This is a genomic window from Saccharopolyspora hordei (assembly GCF_013410345.1).
Taxonomy (GTDB): domain Bacteria; phylum Actinomycetota; class Actinomycetes; order Mycobacteriales; family Pseudonocardiaceae; genus Saccharopolyspora; species Saccharopolyspora hordei.
This window is the reverse complement of sequence record NZ_JACCFJ010000001.1, coordinates 4,969,231-4,985,028: the sequence shown is the minus strand read 5'-3', so window position 1 is coordinate 4,985,028 and position 15,798 is coordinate 4,969,231. Positions and strand designations below refer to the sequence as shown.

At 74.1% G+C, this 15,798-nt stretch carries 15 protein-coding genes and 1 other RNA gene; 10 read left to right on the top strand and 6 right to left on the bottom strand.

All coding sequences use genetic code 11. From position 1 onward, the window contains the following. The first annotated feature begins 205 nt into the window (after nt 1-205). Nucleotides 206-1,147, top strand: a complete 942-nt coding sequence (locus HNR68_RS22825) for a cobalamin biosynthesis protein (protein ID WP_179723794.1) — start codon at nt 206-208, stop codon at nt 1,145-1,147. 74 nt (nt 1,148-1,221) lie between these two features. Here HNR68_RS22825 and HNR68_RS22820 read toward each other — a convergent pair whose 3' ends face one another. The 6 genes from HNR68_RS22820 to HNR68_RS22795 form a co-directional block, all read right to left on the bottom strand. Beyond that, nucleotides 1,222-2,184 (bottom strand): SURF1 family cytochrome oxidase biogenesis protein, encoded by a 963-nt coding sequence (locus HNR68_RS22820; RefSeq protein WP_179723793.1) that lies wholly within the window; start codon nt 2,182-2,184, stop codon nt 1,222-1,224. 113 nt (nt 2,185-2,297) lie between these two features. Next, nucleotides 2,298-2,549 carry a hypothetical protein gene (locus HNR68_RS22815; RefSeq protein WP_179723792.1) on the bottom strand — a complete coding sequence of 84 codons (252 nt, stop codon included), beginning with the start codon at nt 2,547-2,549 and terminating at the stop codon, nt 2,298-2,300. A 40-nt stretch (nt 2,550-2,589) separates the two neighbouring features. Then, complete coding sequence (locus HNR68_RS22810; RefSeq protein ID WP_179723791.1) at nt 2,590-2,766, bottom strand: hypothetical protein; 177 nt, start codon at nt 2,764-2,766, stop codon at nt 2,590-2,592. A gap of 254 nt (nt 2,767-3,020) precedes the next feature. After that, on the bottom strand, nt 3,021-3,224 hold the full coding sequence (locus tag HNR68_RS22805) for a cold-shock protein (RefSeq protein WP_179723790.1): 204 nt from the start codon (nt 3,222-3,224) through the stop codon (nt 3,021-3,023). A 307-nt stretch (nt 3,225-3,531) separates the two neighbouring features. Next, nucleotides 3,532-4,416 carry a fructosamine kinase family protein gene (locus tag HNR68_RS22800; protein ID WP_179723789.1) on the bottom strand — a complete coding sequence of 295 codons (885 nt, stop codon included), beginning with the start codon at nt 4,414-4,416 and terminating at the stop codon, nt 3,532-3,534. Next, nucleotides 4,413-4,871, bottom strand: a complete 459-nt coding sequence (locus HNR68_RS22795; RefSeq protein ID WP_179723788.1) for an arsenate reductase/protein-tyrosine-phosphatase family protein — start codon at nt 4,869-4,871, stop codon at nt 4,413-4,415. The genes HNR68_RS22800 and HNR68_RS22795 overlap by 4 nt, the downstream gene beginning before the upstream one ends. Before the next feature lie 125 nt (nt 4,872-4,996). On the opposite strand from HNR68_RS22795, the gene cobC reads away from it, so the two are divergent. The 9 genes from cobC to HNR68_RS22750 all read left to right on the top strand — a co-directional run bounded on the left by cobC (nt 4,997) and on the right by HNR68_RS22750 (nt 15,767). Beyond that, the gene (cobC, locus tag HNR68_RS22790) at nt 4,997-6,046 is read left to right on the top strand and encodes an Rv2231c family histidinol phosphate aminotransferase CobC (RefSeq protein ID WP_179723787.1); all 1,050 of its coding nucleotides are present in this window, start codon (nt 4,997-4,999) and stop codon (nt 6,044-6,046) included. Between the two features lie 4 nt (nt 6,047-6,050). Beyond that, a complete protein-coding gene (locus HNR68_RS22785) occupies nt 6,051-6,908 on the top strand; it encodes a Nif3-like dinuclear metal center hexameric protein (protein ID WP_179723786.1) in 858 nt (285 codons plus the stop codon). Continuing rightward, entirely contained in the window at nt 6,905-7,636 is a 732-nt protein-coding gene (locus tag HNR68_RS22780; RefSeq protein WP_179723785.1) for a CT398-like coiled coil hairpin domain-containing protein, read from the top strand. Before HNR68_RS22785 ends, HNR68_RS22780 begins: the two co-directional genes overlap by 4 nt. After that, complete coding sequence (locus tag HNR68_RS22775) at nt 7,633-8,793, top strand: bifunctional RNase H/acid phosphatase (RefSeq protein ID WP_179723784.1); 1,161 nt, start codon at nt 7,633-7,635, stop codon at nt 8,791-8,793. The genes HNR68_RS22780 and HNR68_RS22775 overlap by 4 nt, the downstream gene beginning before the upstream one ends. Before the next feature lie 279 nt (nt 8,794-9,072). Continuing rightward, an RNA gene (rnpB, locus tag HNR68_RS22770) (RNase P RNA component class A) lies at nt 9,073-9,467 on the top strand. Between the two features lie 701 nt (nt 9,468-10,168). After that, a complete protein-coding gene (locus HNR68_RS22765) occupies nt 10,169-10,459 on the top strand; it encodes a hypothetical protein (RefSeq protein ID WP_179723783.1) in 291 nt (96 codons plus the stop codon). Nucleotides 10,460-10,463: 4 nt separating this feature from the next. Next, the gene (locus HNR68_RS22760) at nt 10,464-11,012 is read left to right on the top strand and encodes a hypothetical protein (RefSeq protein WP_179723782.1); all 549 of its coding nucleotides are present in this window, start codon (nt 10,464-10,466) and stop codon (nt 11,010-11,012) included. Then, nucleotides 10,987-13,866, top strand: a complete 2,880-nt coding sequence (locus HNR68_RS22755) for an ATP-binding protein (protein WP_179723781.1) — start codon at nt 10,987-10,989, stop codon at nt 13,864-13,866. The genes HNR68_RS22760 and HNR68_RS22755 overlap by 26 nt, the downstream gene beginning before the upstream one ends. After that, complete coding sequence (locus tag HNR68_RS22750; protein ID WP_343050337.1) at nt 13,863-15,767, top strand: hypothetical protein; 1,905 nt, start codon at nt 13,863-13,865, stop codon at nt 15,765-15,767. Before HNR68_RS22755 ends, HNR68_RS22750 begins: the two co-directional genes overlap by 4 nt. Nucleotides 15,768-15,798 lie beyond the last annotated feature (31 nt).

Genomic DNA, 15,798 nt, shown 5'->3' with positions numbered 1-15,798 from the left:
CGCCGCGGTTCCCGCGACGCCCGCGCGCAGCACATCCACTTCGTGGTCCGGGGCCGTCACGGTCCGCCACGATATCCGGTGGCCCGGACACGGCCGGTCACCTGGCCATGCGGTGATCGGCCGCGCCGGCCCCGGGGGTAGCGTTTCGGGGTCGTGTTCGCGTGCGGGGGAGGCCCCGGCTGATCGATCGGGAGGAACGGCACCGGTGAGCGCGGGACGGGCGGTCGGACTCTTGCTCGGCGTGGCCGCGGACGCGGCCCTCGGGGACCCGCAGCGCGGACATCCCGTCGCGGCGTTCGGTCGGGTGGCGCAGGCCGCCGAGCGGCTGCTGCACCGGGACCGGCGGTGGGCCGGGGTGGTCTACACCGGCGTGCTGGTCGGCGGCACGGCCGGGCTCGGGGTGCTCGCGCAGCGGGCGTCGCGCCGCAGCCCGGTGCTGGAGGCCGCCGCGACCGGGCTGGTGACCTGGGTCGTGCTCGGCGGTTCGTCGCTGGCCGACGAGGGCACCGCGATGGCCCGCCTGCTCGACGCGGGGGAGATCGACGCGGCCCGCGAGCGCCTGCGCAACCTGTGCGGCCGCGACTCCGCCGTGCTCGACGGCCAGGGATTGGCGCGCGCCACGGTCGAGTCGGTGGCGGAGAACACCTCCGACGCCGTCGTCGCCCCGCTGGTGTGGGGCGCGGTGGCCGGCATCCCGGGGCTGGTCGCGTACCGCGCGGCGAACACGCTGGACGCCATGGTGGGGCACCGCTCGCCCCGCTACCGCAACTTCGGCTGGGCCTCGGCGCGGCTGGACGACCTGCTCAACCTGCTTCCCTCGCGGCTGGCGGCGGTGCTGACCTCGGCGTGCGCCCCGGTGGTCGGCGGCTCCGCCACGGGGGCGTGGCGCACCTGGCGGCGGGACGCCTCGGCGCACCCGAGCCCGAACGCGGGGCAGATCGAGTCGGCGTTCGCCGGGGCGCTCCAGGTCCGGCTGGGCGGCCGGACGGTGTACGGGCACGTCGTGGAGCAGCGTCCGGTGCTCGGGGAGGGCCGCACGGCGGACGCGGGCGACGTGACCCGCAGCGTCGAGCTTTCCCGCGTCATCGGCACGATCACCGGCCTGCTCGCCGCGGGCTTCGCCCTCACCCGGGGCCGCCGCCGCTGACACGAAGATCGTCCCGACCTCGCTGACACCCCGCGGCGGGCGGCCTGCCGTCCGGGGTCGAGGTGACGTCGTGGTCAGGCCCCGCGGGAGGAGTCCGCGTCCGAGGTGCCCGCGGCTTCGCGCTCGCGACGCTCTGCCTCTTCGCGCTCGCGACGCTCTGCCTCTTCGCGCTCGCGGCGCTCGGCTTCCTCGCGTTCGCGGCGCTCTTCTTCGGCGATGGCTTCGGCCACCGACATCTTCTTCTTGCGGCGGACCGGCTCGTCCGTGCCGCCTGCGGTCCCTGCCTCGCCTTGGCGCCAGGCCGGGCGGGCGCCGGGGCGCAGTTCCGTGTAGATCAGGTACGCGACCGCGATGATCGCCATGATGCCGAAGGCGATCCACTGCAGCGCGTAGGAGAAGTACGGTCCGGACTCCAGGCGGGGCAGCGGCAGCGCGCCGAGCTCGCCGGGCTGGCCCTCGACGAGCGCGAAGTAGCCGGGCCGCAGGTCGAGGCCGGTGCCCTGGGAGATGGTCTCGGAGTTGATCGCGTACGCCCAGCGGTGCCCGTCGTGCTCGAACAGCGGACGGTGCTTGCTGTCGGTCTCGTCGGCGCGGACCCGGGCGGTGACCGTCACCTCACCGGCCGGGGGCGCGTCGTAGGCCGGCGCGCGGACGCCCTCCACGGGCCGGACGTACCCGCGGTTCACCAGCACTGTCGAGCCGTCGTCCAGCCGGAACGGGGTGAGCACCTCGAACGCGGGTTCGCCGAGCACGGTGCGCTGCCAGCCGAGCGTCTCGCCCTCGGGCAGGTACCGGCCGTGCAGCAGCACCTTCGACCACTCGGTGCGCTGGTCCGGTGCTCGCCCGGCGGGCAGCACCTCGGCCAGCGGGCGCGGCGGGGCGTTGAGGGACGCGGCGATGGCGTCGTTGCGCGCCTGCGTCTCGTCGTTGCGGCTGAACTGCCAGGGCGCGAGCAGGGTGAAGCACAGCGTGGTGAAGACCGCGACCAGCGCGATCAAGCCGAGCCAACCGGGTCGCAGCAAGAACTTCAGACGCACACCCCTACCGTAACCGAGCGACGCTGACCTGCGGTTTTCGGCTCCGGCCGCGCCCGCGCGCGGGCGTCAGGCCAGGTCAGGCCGTCCGCCCGGGAAGCCTGCCGGGGCGGGGGTCACGACCGGTGCGGTTCCGGGGTGAACGGGGTCCGCAGCCGGTGCATGGTCTCGTCGCTGCGGTCCGCCCGGGGCCGCTGCGGCTCGGCGGCCCTGCGGCGGGCGGGTTCTTGGAACGCGACCGGCGTCACCGGTGACGTCGCGGCGTGGGCAGCCCAGTGGCCGGCGTGCTGGCTGGTCACCGCGGGACGCGGCTGGCCCTGCGCGGGACGCTGCCGGTGGGTGCTGGGGCGGTTGTGCTTGTGGTTCATGGGAGTCCTTTCCGGACGTGGTCGTGCTGTCGCACGGGGACTAGTCGTCGCTGACGTGCACGTCACCCCCGCCGTAGTGGGCGAGCTGGTCGTGCGCGTGCGCCACGGCGTCCTCTTCGGTGCCGGTGACGCGGGCGGTGTGCTGGCCCTGCGCGTCGGTGATCTGCCAGGCGTCTTCGGACAACGTCCGCGCGATGTGCCGGGAGTGCTGGTTCACGCGGTCACCGCCTCGAGGGGTCGAGCGACCGAGCTCGTTGATCCACTGTGGACGATGACGCGCATGGGCCTCCGGTGTGTGTGACGGGGTTCGGGTGCGGAGCGTCGCGCTGCGGACCGCAAGTGCGGGAACCGGTGTCCGGCTCGACCGCGGAGACCAGGCTGGCGCGAGGGATGGACGTCTCGCTGCCTGGGGAGTTCTCGAGAGGGGGACGCGGGTGCCCCGGTGGGACCGGGACACCCAGCGCTGTGGGGTCAGACCGTGCGGACGGAAGCGGCCTGCAGGCCCTTCGGGCCCTGGGTGACGTCGTAGGTCACCTGCTGGTTCTCCTCGAGGGTGCGGAACCCGCCGCTGTCGATGGCCGAGTAGTGCACGAACACGTCCGGACCACCGCCGTCAGGCGCGATGAAGCCGAAGCCCTTCTCGGAGTTGAACCACTTCACGGTTCCCTGGGTCATGTGATCTCCATTTCGGTAGCTGAGGATGGTGCGGGACGACCGCACTGCGCGGTGGTCCCGGGCCGCGGGAATTCACGACGACGGCCTGCTCCAGCTACGCCGGGCAGCAGCTCGCCCGCTTCACGATCTGCGAGAGTGCGATGGGCACGAACCCAGAAACAACGACCACCAGGGACACTACACGTCGCCGTCGAGCGTGACCACCCGGTGACCGTCGGTGCACGGTCGGGTCGATCTCCCCGTGCCCCGCAGGCGTCCGGAACCCGCTGCGCACAGCGCGCAGCGCACCACGCGAGTGACCCGGCTCTCAGCCCGCGCGCAGGGCGGCGCGGGCCGCGCGGGCGGCCTGGGCGCCGTAGCCGCCGCCGAAGAGCACCGCGTGCACCAGCAGCGGGAACAGCTGGTGGAGGGCGATGCGGTCGCGCCAGCCGTCCGCCAGCGGGTGGACCTCCTGGTAGGCGGCCACGATGCGGTCCAGGTGCGGGCACCCGAACAGGTGGAGCATCGCCAGGTCGGTCTCGCGGTGGCCGCCGTGCGCCGCCGGGTCGATGAGCCAGGCCCGGTCCGCGCCCCAGTGCACGTTGCCGCTCCACAGGTCACCGTGCAGGCGGGCGGGCGGTTCGACGGGCCCGGCGAGCCGGTCGAGGTCGGCGCAGACCTGCGAGACCACGGCGCCGTCCGCCGCGCTGAGCGCCCCGGAGTCCACCGCCCGCCGCAGGTAGGGCTCGACGCGGTGCTCGGCGTAGAACGTCGGCCAGTCCGCCGCCGTCTCGTTGCGCATCGGGGCCAGGCCGATCCAGGCGTCCGCCGGGCCGCCCGGCGGTGCGGCGCCGAAGGCGGGAGCCCCGGCCGCGTGCAGCCGCGCGAGGCCCCGGCCGAGCTCCTCGGCGGCGGCCGCCGTGGGCACGGCGGCCTCGACGTGCTCGGTGACCAGCCAGCGGTCGGAGTGCCCGAGCACCGCGGGCACGGCGACGGTGCCGGGCTCGGCCAGCCAGGCCAGGGAGGCGGCTTCGGCCTCGATCGCGCCGGGCATCGACGGCGGCGCCGTCTTGGCGAACACCACGGCACCGTCGTCGAGGCGGACCGCGAACGCCGCCGCGGTGTCGCCACCGCCGAGCTGCCGCACCTCCACCGGTTCGCGGGAGGTGAGGGACGCCACTGCCGAGCGGGCTTCCTCGCGCACCGCGGTCACACCCGCTCGCGGACCCAGTCGACCAGGCCGGGCATCGCGGCCTCGACCATCGCCAGCACGTCGTCGAAGCCGCGCGGACCGCCGTAGTACGGGTCCGGCACCTCGGCCCCCTCCTCGGCCCCGGGGTCGAAGGAGCGCATCAACCGCACCTTCGACGGGTCGTCGACGAGGCGGCGGACCGCGCGCAGGTGCCCGGCGTCCATCGCCAGCAGCAGGTCCGCGCCCAGGTGGTGGTCGTCGATCTGCGCGGCGACGTGCTCGGTGGGGTAGCCGTTGTCGGCCAGCACCTTCGCGGTCCGCGGGTCGGCCGGTTCGCCGACGTGCCACGGTCCGGTCCCCGCGCTGGAGACCTCGACCTGCCCGTCGAGGCCCTCCCGCCGCAGCCGTTCGCGGAACACCAGGGCGGCCATCGGGGACCGGCAGATGTTGCCGGAGCAGATGAAGGAGATGTGCACGTCTGCCGAGGATACGTGCCGCTCGGCGGCGCGCCGCCGAGCGCGGCACCGCGGTGTGACCACTGTGCTCGCCGGGGGCGCTCGCCCCGACGGCGCAGATCCTGTCCTGGTTAGACTTCCCGTCGATGAGCAGCGAGCACGACCAGGACCCGTTGCGCCACCACGGCGACGTGGATGCCGAGAGCGGGCTGCTCGACTTCGCGGTGAACGTCCGGCTGGACCGCCCGCCGGCCTGGCTGCGCCAGCGCCTCGCCGCGGCGCTGGACGACCTCGGCCGCTACCCGTCGGCCGCCGACGACGCGGCCGCCCGCGCGGCCGCCGCCGCCCGCCACGGCCGGGACGCCGACGAGGTGCTGCTGCTCGCGGGCGCTGCCGAGGGCTTCTCGCTGCTGCCGTCGCTGCGTCCCCGGCTGGCCGCGCTGGTGCACCCGTCGTTCACCGAACCGGAGGTGGCGCTGCGCACCGCCGGGGTGGCGGTGACCCGGGTGCAGCTGGACCCCGCCGACGGCTACCGGCTCGACGCCGAGGCCGTGCCGGAGCAGGCGGACCTGGTGGTGCTGGGCAACCCGACCAACCCCACGTCGGTCCTGCACCCGGCCGCGGAGGTCGAGCGGCTGCTGCGGCCGGGCCGGGTCGTGGTCGTCGACGAGGCCTTCGCCGACACCGTGCCGGGCGAGCCGGAGTCGCTGGCCGGTCGCCGCGACCCGGGGCTGCTGGTGCTGCGCAGCCTCACCAAGATGTGGGGCCTGCCGGGACTGCGCGCCGGGTACGCCCTGGGCACGCCGGAGCTGCTGGCCCGGCTCGCCCGCACCCGCCCGCACTGGCCGATCGGCTCGCTGGTGCTGGAGGCGGTGCGCGCCTGCTGCGAGCCGGGCGCGCTGGCCGAGTCGGAGCGGGCTGCGGCCGAGTTCACCGCGCACCGGGACGGGCTGGTGGCCGAGCTGACCGCGCTCCCGGGCGTGGAGGTCGTGCTGCCCGCGCGGGCGCCGTTCCTGCTGCTGCGGGTCGACGGGGGCGAGCGGGTGCGGGCGGAGCTGCGGGAGCGGGGGGTGGCCGTGCGGCGCGGCGACACCTTCCCCGGCCTCGGCGCCGACCACCTCCGGGTCGCGGTGCGCGACCCGGAGCACAACGCCTTGCTGGTCAAGGCCTTTCGTGACGTTCTGGGACGGGGGTGAACCGGTGGCGGTTCGGATTCGGGATGTGGTCGAGGCCTTGGAGGCGGCCTACCCGACCGACCTGGCGGAGAGCTGGGACGCGGTCGGCCTGGTGTGCGGCGACCCGGAGGCGCTGGTGCAGCGGGTGCTGTTCTGCGTGGACCCGGTCGAGGCCACAGTGGACGAAGCGGTCGACTTCGGGGCGCAGCTGCTGGTCTCGCACCACCCGCTGCTGCTGCGCGGCGTGCACGGCGTGCCCGCCGACGACCCCAAGGGCCGTGTCGTGCACCGGTTGATCCGCTCCGGCATCGGCCTGTACTGCGCGCACACCAACGCCGACAGCGCCGTGCCGGGAGTGTCGGACGCACTGGCCGGGGCGCTCGGCCTGACCGTGGACCGCCCGCTGGCCCCGCACGCCGAGGGCGCCAGCACCGGGTTGGGGCGCATCGGCGAGCTGCCCGAGGCCGAACCGTTCCGCGACTTCGTCGCGCGCGTGGCGCAGAGCCTGCCCACCACGGCGTGGGGCGTGCGCGGCGCGGGCGAGCCGGAGCGCCCGATCCGCACCGTGGCGGTGTGCGGCGGCGCCGGCGACTCGTTCCTGGCCACCGCCGCGGCGGCCGGCGTCGACGCCTACGTCACCGCTGACCTGCGGCACCACCCGGCCGGCGAGCACGTCGCGCGGGCCGACGTGCCGGGCACCGAGGTGCCCGCGCTGGTGGACGTGGCCCACTGGGCCAGCGAGTGGCCGTGGTGCCAGCAGGCCGCGGACATCGTCGCCGCCGCGCTGCCGGATACAGTCGAAGTCCTCGTTTCCACCCGCCGGACCGACCCGTGGACGCTCCACGCCGGTGCGGCATCCGACCCTGGGAGGGCGCTGGCGTGAAAGCCGACCCCGCTGTGCAACGACGGCTGCTCGACCTCGCGGAGGCGGACGCGGAGCTCAACCGCGTCCAGCACCGGCGGCGGTCGCTGCCCGAGCTGGAACAGATCGGCGAGGCCGAGCGGGAGGTGCGGGCCAAGCGCGACGAGCTCGTGGTGGCCGAGACCGCGTTCAACGACATCGAGCGCGAGATCAAGCGCCTGGAGAACGAGGTCGAGCAGGTGCGCAAGCGCGAGCAGCGGGACCGCGACCTGATGGCCTCGGGCGCCTCGGCCAAGCAGCTGGAGGACCTGGAGCACGAGCTGGAGACGCTGGCGCGGCGCCAGGGCATCCTCGAGGACGAGCAGCTCGAGGTCATGGAGCAGCGCGAAGCGCTCGAGATGAACGTGACCAAGTCCCGCGAGGCGCTGAGCGAGGCCGAGCGGCGGCTGGCCGAGGTGCAGGAGCGCCGTGACCAGGCCCTGGCCGACCTGGAGGTGGCGCACACCCGGACCCAGGGCGAGCGGGACCGGATCGTCGCGGAGCTGCCGGAGGGTCTCGTCGCGCTGTACGAGCGCATCCGCGCCAAGGGCGGCATCGCCGCCGGGCTGCTGCAGGGCTCGCGGTGCGGCGCGTGCCGGATCGAGCTGGACCGCACCGCGCTGATCGAGGTCCGTGACGCGGCCGCCGACGACGTGGTCCGCTGCGAGGAGTGCGGCGCCATCCTGGTGCGCACCGGGGAGAACCGGTGAGCTCGGCCGTCCTGGTCGAGGCGGACGGCGGGGCGCGCGGCAACCCCGGTCCCGCGGGCTGCGGCGCGGTGGTGCGCGACGCCGCCTCCGGTGCGGTGCTGGCGGAGCGCTCGATCGGGCTGGGCGAGACCACCAACAACGTCGCCGAGTACCAGGGGTTGATCGCCGGGCTGCGGGCGGCCGCCGAGCTGGGCGCCGTCGAGGTCGACGTGCGGATGGACTCCAAGCTGGTCATCGAGCAGATGGCGGGCCGCTGGAAGGTCAAGCACGCGAACCTGCAGCCGCTGGCCGCCGAGGCGCGCGAGCTGGTGGCCGGGTTCGAGCGGGTGCGCTTCAGCTGGGTGCCGCGCGCGGAGAACGCGCACGCCGACCGGCTGGCCAACGAGGCGATGGACCGGCAGGCGAGTGGGGGCGGGGCCGCCGAGTCCGCCGGACCCGGCACGCTCGCTGAACCCGCACCGGCCGAGCCCGCCGACCGCGAGTCGGGTGCGCGCACCCGGGCGGGCGCGTGGCGCGGCGCGGTCGGCACGCCCACGCGGATGCTGCTGCTCCGGCACGGCCAGACCCCGCTGTCGGTCGAGCGGCGCTACTCCGGGCGCGGCGACGTCGCGCTGACCGAGCTGGGCGAGCGGCAGGTCCGCGCGGCGGGCGAGCGGCTGGCGGCGATGGACGGGGTGGTCACGCCGTCCGGCGCGGCCCCGGTGATCGCCTCGCCGCTCCAGCGCACCCGGCAGACCGCGCAGGCGGTCGTCGACGCGACCGGCGGCGAGCTGCACTTCCACGACGGGTTGCTGGAGACCGACTTCGGTGAGTGGGAGGGCTTGACCTTCCAGGAGGCGGCCGAGGGGTACCCGCAGCTGCACCGCCGGTGGCTCGGCGACCCGACCGTCGTGCCGCCGGGCGGGGAGAGCCTCGACGAGGTCTACCGACGGGTCGCCGTCGCCCGCGACGACCTCCTCGAGCGCTACGCGGGCCGGACGATCGTCGTGGTCAGCCACGTGACGCCGATCAAGTCGCTGCTCCGGCTGGCCCTGGGCGTGGGGCCGGAGATGTTCTACAGCCTCCACCTGGACCTGGCCTCGCTGTCCATCGTGGAGTTCTACCCGGACGGCCACTCCTCGGTCCGCCTGGTCAACGACATCTCCCACTGGCAGTAGCCGCACCTGGTCGCCCGGCGCGGCGTGCCCCGCGCGCTCCGAGCGGACCGGCACCGCTGTGGCCGCTGATCGTCCCGCATCACTTCGGCGACGCCTCCAGCACCTCACCTGCTGGTGCCCGGCCGTCGCCGGCGCTCGGCGCCGGGCTGCTCGGACTGGACCGCCCCGGCGCCGACCGCGCCGCTCGGGAGCGCCTGCGCCGGACCGGCCTGCGGGCGGTCGGAGCCTGGGGCCGGAACCCGTCGCGCCCCGGCGGCGTTCTAGACTCGAGGGTGCGGATGAGCCGGCTGGGTGACCGCGGCGGGGTTGCTCCCGTCGAGGAAAGTCCGGACTCCACAGGGCAGGGTGGTTGCTAACGGCAACCCGGGGCGACCCGCGGGACAGTGCCACAGAGAGCAGACCGCCCGGCGGACACCCGCCGGGTAAGGGTGAAAGGGTGGTGTAAGAGACCACCAGCACCTCGGGTGACCGGGGTGGCTCGGTAAACCCCACCCGGAGCAAGGCCAAGAGGACGCCGACCAGGCGTCTGCGCGGACGTTCGAGGGCGGCCCGTCCGAGTCCGCGGGTAGGCTGCACGAGCCGGCCGGCGACGGTCGGCCTAGATGGATGGTCACCGAATGGGACCGCCGCAAGGCGCCCAGGAACAGAATCCGGCTTACAGGCCGACTCATCCGCTCCCGTCCTCGCGGTGGCGTCGGACCACCGCCCCTCCAGCCGCGTCGAGGCGCCTCCCGCCGTGGCTGACCAGGCACGACGATCGCGGCGGGGCCGCGAGCGGCTCGCTGTCGCCGGGTCGGCCGAGCGCCGGAACCCCGCGGCTCGCAACGCCTCTGAGCTGCGGGGATCGCGCACCCGGCGGCCGGGGAGCCCGGGGCCTGGCCCGGTCGAGTGGATCGTCCACTGTGCACTCCGGGTTGCGGCCCGCCGGTGGCCCTGCCCGTCGGTCGCTGTGCACGAGCCGCTACGCTGAGACAGCGCGTCGAGATCACCTCAGCCCGATCCGCTCCCGCGAGCCCACGTTCGCGTGATCCGGTCGGGTGCATCATGACGCGATGTGCGGAAATCCACTGGATGACCGAGTCGTGCACGGTGCGTCACGAAGGGGTTCGCAAGCGGGTGAACAGCCACGAGATTCCACGCGGAAACCGGCCTGGTAGGCGCGTTCCCCCCGGCTGTGCGCCGGAAGTGGCGAACCCGATCGGCCTATTCGCGGCGTGACGGCAGGCGGTCGGCGCCACCGAGCGCCGCCACACCCGAGTTCGCAACCACTACTTCTGGTGACCATGTCATGTTCTACTCGTACCTGCGCGCCGGATCACCGCCGGCGCGCTGAGGTACCGGCCCGACGACACTCCGCGCATTCAGGGGTAAAGAGATGATCGCCACGTCGCTGGACACACTGGCGCAACTGGACGTACTGGCGCAGCAGACGCAGCTGGGCACAGAAGGCATTCGTGGCTGGATCCTCGACAACCTGCTCCCGCTGCTGCTGCTGACCGTCGCGATCCTGCTGCTGTGGCTGGGCGGCGGCAAGGGCGACAACGCCGGCGTCATGCGTCGCGTCGGTGGCGTCGTCGTGGCGCTCGCGATCATCGGACTGGCGGTCACCAACGCCGGCGTGGACATCGGCACGTTCATCGCCGGCCTGTTCAGCACTGGGGGCTGATCCAGTGCGAATACGCACCGACGACGAGATCTACCGGGTGGACGCGGTCTGGCTCGGACCGCCGAAGGCGACCTTCCCGTGGCGAGCCCGCTACGTCGCCTGGGGCGTCGGGATCGTGGTGTTCCTGATCGTCCTGGCGATCGAGCGCCGGATGAACATCGGCTTCGGCTTCTTCTCCACCGCGTGGGCCGTGGTCATCACGATCATCGTCACCCGCATCATCTGCGCGAAGATCGGGCACGAGCGGCCGCTCGGCGCAGTCATGACGATGTGGCTGCGCGAGCTCACCGCGCCCCGGGAGAAGACCTCCGGGCGCGGGGGAGCGGCCAGCGCGGCGCGGATCCGCGTCCGCGCGGAACGCCCGCGCCCGAAGCAGAAGCAGAAGACCACCCGGCGCGGCACACCCCCCACGAAGCAGGCCCACCGCGGCCACCCACAGCGGCAGCAGCAGCGGACCGCCCGGTCCAGGCAACCGGCGGCCCGCAGCACGGTTCCCAGCAGGCGCGCGCGCAGCAAGGAGGTTCGCGGTGTTCGGTCGCCGGCGAGGCCGTGAGCGCAACACGCACCAGGCTCCGGCCCCCCGCGGTTCGCACGGCAAGGTCCGCAGTTCCAAGAGCAGGCCCCGCAAGCGAGGCCGGACCCCGGGTGACGAGCAGTCCATCCCGACCTACACGCCGTCCATCGCGGCGCGGTCCATCGACGGCCACCTGCTGCGCACCGGCCAGGACGTCTTCGCCTGGTACCGGCTGTCCCCGCAGCGCTGGTCGTTCCGCTCGGACTCGCAGCGCCAGGACCTGATCGCCGCCATCGCCGGCCAGTACGCCGAGCTGCAGGGCCGCTGGCTGCACCTGCGCGTGACCAACCGGCCCTACCCGATCCGGATGTGGGCGGAGGCGCACGTGCACAACGCGCGCAACCCGCTCCCGGACGTCCCCGGCGCGCTGAGCTTCGACGACTACATGGTCGGCGAGCAGCAGCAGCTGATGGGCCGCTCGATGGCGGAGAAGGAGGTCTACCTGGGCGTCCAGGTGCAGACCCGCAACGTCGTGGACCGCGCCGTCGAGCGGGCCGCGCCCCTGCTGCGCAAGGTGTTCCCGGAGGCGGTGGACGCCGAGCTCATCGCGCTGGACAGCGAGATCGAGCACCTGGACCAGGTCATCGGCTCGGCCGGGCTGGACGGGCGCCCGGTGACGGCCGAGGAGATGTCCTGGCTGATGCACCGCTCGTGCTCGCTGGGCCTGCCCGCGCCCCGCAACCTGCCCGCGGTGCCCGGCGCCCCGTGGGAACCCGAGGACCTCGCGTCGTTCACCGACGCCTCCGACATGCACCAGGACCCGTACGCGCCGACGGTGACCGTCCGCGGCCGCACCGGGTCGAACGCGGGCGTGGTCCGGCACGTCGCGGTGCTCACCGTCGGGCAGACCCACGGGCTGCAGATCCCCGAGATCGACGACCCGTGGATGCAGCACTCCGACCGGATGCCCGCGCCGGTGGAGTGGTCCGCGCGGATCTACGTGCGCCGCCCCGAGGACGTCAGCGGCGAGCTGCAGCGCCAGATGAACAAGGTCCGCTCGCAGGTCCGGCACTACACCGAGGAGCACGGCCTGGAGCCGCCGACCTCGCTGGCCCGCCAGGCCACCCGGGTGCTGGAGATCGACGACGAGATGACCTCCGGGTTCACCGCGCTGGCCACCCGGGTCAAGTCCTGGTGGCGGCTGGCGGTCTCCGGGCCCACCGAGCGCGACGCGCTGCGCCTGGCCCAGCAGATCCTCGACCTGTACAAGCCCAAGATCGCCATCGAGCACCCCGAGGCGCAGTACGCGCTGGCCCGCGAGTTCATCCCCGGCGAGCCGCTGGCCAACAGCGCCTACCTGCGCCGCGGTTCGGTGGTGTGGGCAGCCTCGGCGGTCCCGCAGGCCACCGCGGAGGTCGGCGACCGGCGCGGCATCCTGCTCGGCGAGACCTGCACCGCCACCCGGCGGCCGGTGGCCTGGGACCCGTGGATGGCGCAGGAGGTCCGGGACGCCTCCGGTCTGACGGCCATCGTCGCCGGCCTGGGCGGTGGCAAGTCGTTCCTCGGCGGCGGCACCGTCTACAAGACGCTGCGGTCGGGGGCGCACTGGACGCTGCTGGACCCGTCCGGCCCGCTGGCCGCGCTGTGCGAGCTGCCCGAGCTCAAGCCCTACGCCCGGCCGATCAACCTGCTCAACGCCCAGCCCGGCATCCTCAACCCGTACCGGGTGGTCGCCGAGCCGGAGCTGGAGCACTTCGTCGACGAGGACGACCCGGAGCGCAGCTGGCGCCGGGAGCGCGCGCTGGCCGCGGCCACCCGCCGCCGCCTGGTGCTGGACGTGCTGACCGGGTTGCTGCCCTACGAGGTGGCCCGCCTGCCGCAGACCCGGATCGTGCTGCTGCGCGCGGTCCGCGCGGTCGGCGGCCGTCCCGACGCGCACCCGGGCATGGTCTTCGAGGCGCTGCGCCGCGACGCCAGCGAGCACCACGAGCACGCCGTCGTGGTCGCCGACTTCCTGGACGAGATCCGGGAACGCATGTCGCTGCTCATCCCGGAAGCCGACGCCGACCCGTACTCCGAGCGCCGTGAGGACCGGCTCACCGTGCTCACCATGGCGGGCCTGGCGCTGCCCAAGGACGGCGTGGGCCGGGAGCACTGGACCGACGCCGAAGCGCTCGGCGTGGAGATGCTCAACCTGGCCGCCTGGCTGACCCAGCGGTCCATCTACGAGCGGCCCAAGAACGAGCGCAAGGGCGTGTGGATCGACGAGGCGTTCTTCCTCTCCGAGGTGCCGACCGGGCGCGTGCTGATGAACCGGTTCGCCCGCGACTCCCGGAAGTGGAACGTCCGGGTGCTGCTGTCCAGCCAGATCCCGGCCGACTTCCTGCGCATCCAGGGCTTCGTGTCGCTGCTGGACTCGGTGTTCATCGGCAGGCTCGACGACGAGCAGGCCCAGGCCGACGCCCTGCGCCTGCTCAAGGTGCCGGTCGGCGCCGGGTACGAGCAGGTCATCGCGGCCCTCGGCCGCCGGCCCGGTCCGGCGCGCGGCAGCACCGAGCGGGACCGCTCGCCGCGCCAGTTCATCTTCGGCGACGGCGCGGGCGGCGTGGAGAAGATCCGCATCGACTTCTCCGGCCCGCACCTGGAGCACCTGCGCAACGCGCTGGACACCACCCCCGCCGGGGAGGAGGAGGTGGAACCGCGCGCGCTGCAACCGGCCGACGGGGCCAACTCCGATTCCGCCGTGCCCGCCCTGAGGTCGACGGACGACTACCCCGACGACCTCGACGAGACCTTCGACGAGTTCGAGCTCGAATCGGTCGGCATCGGCTACGGCGATGACGACGACCGCTCGACCCGTGCGGGCGAGCGGGGTGGGGACGATGTCCGGTGACCGGCGCGCTGCTGGCGGTCGCGCTGGCCGCGGTGATCGGTGCGGTGCTGCTGCGGCGGCGCCGGCGGGGGCGTGACGGCGCCAAGCGCCGCGCCCTCGCGGTGGTCGCCGGGATCCTCGCCGTCCAGGCGCTGGTCGGTGCCCCGGCCTTCGGCCAGCCGTTCAGCTGCAAGGAGGCCCCGAACCCGGAGCGGCCCGGCGCCGGCATGGTCGGCGCGCTGGACCCCGGGTCGCTGAGCAGGGGCTATCCCGGCAGCGCCTACCACGAGGTCGGCTACGCCGGGCTGGTCTGGCACACCTACGACCTGGGCTGCGGCCCGCAGGGCGTGACCAACCCGAACGCCACGGTCGACACCTGGGTGGGCAACGAGCTGTTCAACGTCGCCAAGAACCTCGTCGGCGCCACCAACGGCCTGCACTACGCGCTGCTCAACGGCAACCTGCTCGAACCGCTGGACGAGCTGGTGGCGACCGGCACGGTCGCGCTCTACGACAGCGTGTTCACCCCGTGGTTCGGGCTGGTCGCGCTGGTGCTGGCCATCGTGCTGTTCCGCTACATCTGGACCGGTGACCTGGCGTCCATCGGCAAGCGCGGCATGTGGGCGCTGGCCGGGCTCTGGTTCGCCTCCGCGACCTACCTGACCCCGCTGGTGTACACGCACGCGCTCGACGACGTGCTGATCACCGGCACCTCGGCGGTGCAGGCCGGGTTCCTGCAGGAGGTGGGCGTCGACGAGCGGCACGCGCTGCCGACGCTGCTGCACGACCAGGTCGTCTACCGCAACTGGCTGCGCGGCGAGTTCGGTGACCCCGACTCGCAGCAGGCGCGGGAGATGGGCCGCGACCTGCTGCGCGCCCAGGCGTGGACCCGGCAGGAGGTGGCCGCCGGCGCCGACGCCGGGTCGGCGGAGCCGAAGAAGCAGGCGTTCGAGGACATCGCCGCTCGGCTCAGCGGCACCAGCGCCTACGGGCACTTCCAGGGCGTGGACGGCAGCCGGGTCGGCGCCGGGGTGCTGGCCAGCGTGCAGGCCCTCGCCTACACCACGTTCCAGCTGCTGGCCAAGGCCACCATCCTGCTCGCGCAGGTGCTGCTGCGGGTGCTCATCCTGGCCGGGCCGCTGATCGGCCTGGTCGCGCTGATCTACCACCAGGTGCTGCGCACCATCGGCCGGGTCGCCGGCGCGGCGGTGCTCAACGTGGTGATGATCGCGGCCATGGCCGGGCTGCACACCCTGATCCTGACCTGGATCTTCGACCCGGCGCGCGGGTTCGACCCGCTGGTGCAGATCCTGCTGGCCGCGCTGGTCACGGCGGTGTTCCTGCTGGTGGCCAAGCCGTTCCGCCGGATGACGCAGATGGTCGAGCTGTCGGTGGGCACCGTCGGCCGCGCGGTGCCGCGCGCACCGCAGGGGATCTTCTCCCGGTTCCGGCGGGGCCGGCCGGAGGACGACGACACCACCAGCTTCTGGGAGCGGGCGCGGGGCATGGACCCCGACGCGGAGTTCGCCGAGTCGTCGCAGGAGCGGCGGCGCAGCCGCCCGGAGGCCCAGCACCAATCGGTCTCGGCCACCGCGACGCGGTTGGACCGCGAGGTGCCCGCGGTGGGCGGCGGGGCCGCCGCGCTGCCCGGCGGGACGCAGCCGCGCCGACCGGGCGGCATCACCGCGCTGCCGGAGGCCCGCGGCACGAGCCGGGTCGTGGACACCAACCCGGTGGCCGACGCCAAGTGGGACGGCGTCGACGAGGACCCGGTGGTGGTCCCGTCCCGCGTCACCGGTTCGCCGGTCCCCGGACCGCCGGAGGCCACGGGGCCGCGCCGCGCCGAGATGGAGGTCGTGGCCGGACGCCCGGTCTACGTGATCTACCGCCCGTCGCGAGGTCTGGAAGTGGCCGATGGCTGAGGGGATGATCGTTCGGGCGCGGGGTGAGGGC